The following is a 3,369-nucleotide window of genomic DNA, read 5'->3' on the forward strand; positions in this document are numbered from 1 at the left end:
GCTGCGGCGGGACCTGGCGGCGGACTACCCGCACCGCCGGGCCGTAGCGGGCGGCGGCTCCGAGGGCTCCGTCATCCTCAGCCGCTTCCCGCTCGAGGGCACCGCCGGTGTCCCCGGCACCCTGGGCATGCCCGGCGCCGTCGCCGACGTCGACGGGCACGCCGTACGGCTCCAGCTCGCCCACCCCATGCCCCCGATCCCCGGCCAGGTGGACGTCTGGGAACGGGAGCTCCGCGGGCTGCGCGACGTCGTCACCGCGGACCCGACGGCCCCGACGGTGCTCGCCGGGGACTTCAACGCCTCCCAGGACCACGCCGCCTTCCGGCGCCTCCTCGACTCCGGGCTCAGCGACGCCGCCCGGCTGGGCGGCGCCTACCGGGTCCCGACCTGGCCGGCCAGGACCGCGCCGACGTTCGGCGTCCAGATCGACCATGTGCTGGTGTCCCGGCAGTTCGCCGCGGACCGGCCCCGCTTCCTCGACCTCGCCGACACCGACCACCGCACCCTGGTCGTCGACCTCGCGCTGCACCACGGCGGCTGACCCCGGGCCGGCGCCTTGCCGCACCCGGAGACGGCGGACGGGGCACGGGCGCCCCGCAGGGAACCCGCACCCCGTCCGTGACCGGACCCGAACCCGAATCCGAACCCGTGTGGCTCTCGGTCTAGGTCTCGCTCTCGGTCTCGTGTCAGTGCCCTTGCCCGTCGACGTCAGACGCCGATGTCGCGGCCGTCGGTGCGCCACACGGCGACCACGGCGGGCCGGGGGTACGTGCCGGGTCCGTCGGGCCAGGTGCTGCCCGGGTTCTCCACCGACGCGCCGTCCACCTCGCCGGGGTGCTGCACGGCGACGAGCACCCGCCGGTCCTGGACGATCGGACCACAGGTCTCCGCGCCCTTCGGCACGGTGAGGAACTGCTTCAGCTCACCGCGGCGGTCACCGCGCGTAGCGACACCGAAGAGCCCGTCGTGCGAACCGAGGGCGGCGCCGTCGGTGGAGATCCACAGGTTGCCGTGGTCGTCGAAGGCGACGTTGTCCGGGCAGGAGATCGGGCTCACGGAGTCCTTCGGGAAGCCGGCGAAGTACGTCGCCGGGTCCTGCGGGTCGCCCGCGACCAGGAACAGCGACCAGGCGAACCGGGTGCTCTCCGGCCGGTTCCAGCGCTCGGTCAGCTCCAGGACGTGGCCGTGCTTGTTGGCGTTGCGCGGGTTGGCCTCGTCCGCCTTGGGGTGCGCGCCGACACCGCGGTTGGTGTTGTTGGTCAGGGCGACGTAGACCTTGCCGGTGACCGGGTTGGGCTCGACGTCCTCGGGGCGGTCCATCTTGGTGGCGCCCACCTTGTCGCCGGCGAGCCGCGTGAAGACGAAGACCTCCTCGGCGGTCATCCCGTCGACGTGCGAGACGGCGCCCTTGGCGGTGGCGGTGGCCAGCGGGATCCACTGGCCGCTGCCGTCGAACTCGCCGTCCTTCGGGAGCTTGCCGGTGCCGTCGATCTCGATGGCCGGGGAGTCGCCGGTGATCCTGGCGACGTAGAGGGTGCCCTCGTCGAGCAGCGTGAGGTTGTGCTCGCGCGCGGAGCGGCTGTTGCCGTGCCGCATCCGCTTGCTGCCGACGAACTTGTAGAGGTAGTCGAACCGCTCGTCGTCACCGGAGTACACGACCGGGCGGCCGTCGTGCGTCAGGCGCACGGTCGCGCCCTCGTGCTTGAAGCGGCCGAGCGCGGTGCGCTTGCGCGGGACGGAGTCCGGGTCGTACGGGTCGAGTTCGACGACGTAGCCGAACCGGTGTGCCTCGTTGGGCTCCTGGGCGAGGTCGAACCGCTTGTCGAACCGCTCCCACTTGCGCTCGGTGGCGCCGGTTCCGATGCCGTACCGCTTGTCGGTGGCGCGGCTGCTGTGGGCGAAGTACTGGTTGAAGTTCTCCTCGCCGTGCAGGGTCGTGCCCCACGGGGTGGTGCCGCCGGCGCAGTTGTTGAGGGTGCCGAGCACCTTGCGGCCGGTCGGGTCGGCGGAGGTCTTCACCAGGTCGGACCCGGCGACGGGACCGGTCAGCCGGAACTCGGAGGTGGCGGTGAGACGCCGGTTGAGGTGGTGCCGGGTGACGGGCGTGAGCTTGCCGCTCCTGCGGTCCTCCTCGACTACGACCACGCCCAGGCCGTGCGCGGCCCAGCCGATCTCCACCTGCTCGCGGGTGGGGTTGTCGGCGTCGTAGCCGCGGAACATCAGGACCTCGTCGGTGTACTCGTGGTTGGCCACGAGCAACTGCCGGCCGCGCTCGCCCTTGAGGGGGAGCAGCGCGAGGAAGTCGACGTTGTACCCGAACTGACCGGCCTGCGCCTCGGCCGTCTGCTTCTCGGGATCGAAGGCGGGAGCGCCGCGCAGGATGGGCTCACCCCAGCGGATGACGACGTTCTGGTCGTAGCCCTCCGGCACGGTGACGACGTCGGCGGTGTTGGGCGCGACGGGCGTGAACCGCAGACCGCGGGCACCCTTCGGCTTCTGGTGCCCGTGGCCCTGGCCCTGGCCTCCCTTGCCGGCGACGGGGGCCGCCTGGGCCTCGGGAGTGCCGGCGAGGCCGACCGCGCCGGCACCGGCCGCGACCACCGTGACGGCGGCGGCGGCCCGCATCATCGACCGGCGGCTGAGGGCGTCGGAGATGACGTCACCGACGTACGCGTTGGAGCTGGTGTTGGGCACCTCGTGGAAGCAGGCGTCACCACACCGGAAGCGGCAGGTCATGGCGGACCGGCCGCCAGGGTGCGAACTGGACGGCGTCCCGATCAACGGAAGCAGCTTGCGCACGTGTTCTCTCCTTGGAAACCCGGGGTGTCAGCGTGACCGTAGGGGCACATATGTGCGGCAGCCGGGCGTCAGGGTGAACGGAGAGTGAACCTGCGGCAGCACGAAGGGAGTTACCTGCTTCACTGCACTCCGGCCCTCAGGGGCCGAATGGCGCCCTTGACACCCTGCCCAAGATCACCCACAAGGGCCGCTAACCTTACGTGTCCGTCCTGGCCAGGGATTGACGGGCTACAACTCACGCGAAGGGTTGCGCACATGGGCATTCTCACTCTCCTGCGGAACGCGTTCGGCCGGTCACGCAAAGCGAGCACGGCAGAGGCGGAGGGTGCGGCGCCGGTCGCCGGAACGGACGATGCGGAACAAACCGCCCGTCCGGACGCCGCGACCGCGGCCACCCCGACGCCGCCCGAGCCGACCGACGAGTCCACGGCGGCCGCAGCTTCGGCCCCCCGGCTTCCGTCCCCCTCCCCCGAACCGACGCCGCAGGCCACCAAGGCCTCCGTCCCGGAACCCCGCACCGACGAACACGACCTCGTCTCCGCGGCCTTCAACAACGCGACGCCCTCCACC

Annotated in this window: 2 protein-coding genes and 1 pseudogene; 2 read left to right on the forward strand and 1 reads right to left on the reverse strand. The window is 71.9% G+C overall.

The window, feature by feature from the left end; translation table 11 throughout:
- Nucleotides 1–541 (forward strand): endonuclease/exonuclease/phosphatase family protein (locus tag AOK11_RS37020; RefSeq protein WP_167353879.1); only part of this gene is annotated, 541 nt, incomplete at its 5' end.
- A 167-nt stretch (nt 542–708) separates the two neighbouring features.
- Here AOK11_RS37020 and AOK11_RS37025 read toward each other — a convergent pair.
- Nucleotides 709–2,799: a PhoX family protein gene (locus tag AOK11_RS37025; RefSeq protein WP_055598012.1), complete on the reverse strand. Its 2,091-nt coding sequence runs from the start codon at nt 2,797–2,799 to the stop codon at nt 709–711.
- 255 nt (nt 2,800–3,054) lie between these two features.
- On the opposite strand from AOK11_RS37025, the pseudogene AOK11_RS37030 reads away from it, so the two are divergent.
- A pseudogene (locus AOK11_RS37030) lies at nt 3,055–3,369 on the forward strand (VWA domain-containing protein); the annotation flags it as partial.

The organism is Streptomyces hirsutus, assembly GCF_001418415.1.
Taxonomy (GTDB): Bacteria; Actinomycetota; Actinomycetes; order Streptomycetales; family Streptomycetaceae; genus Streptomyces; species Streptomyces hirsutus.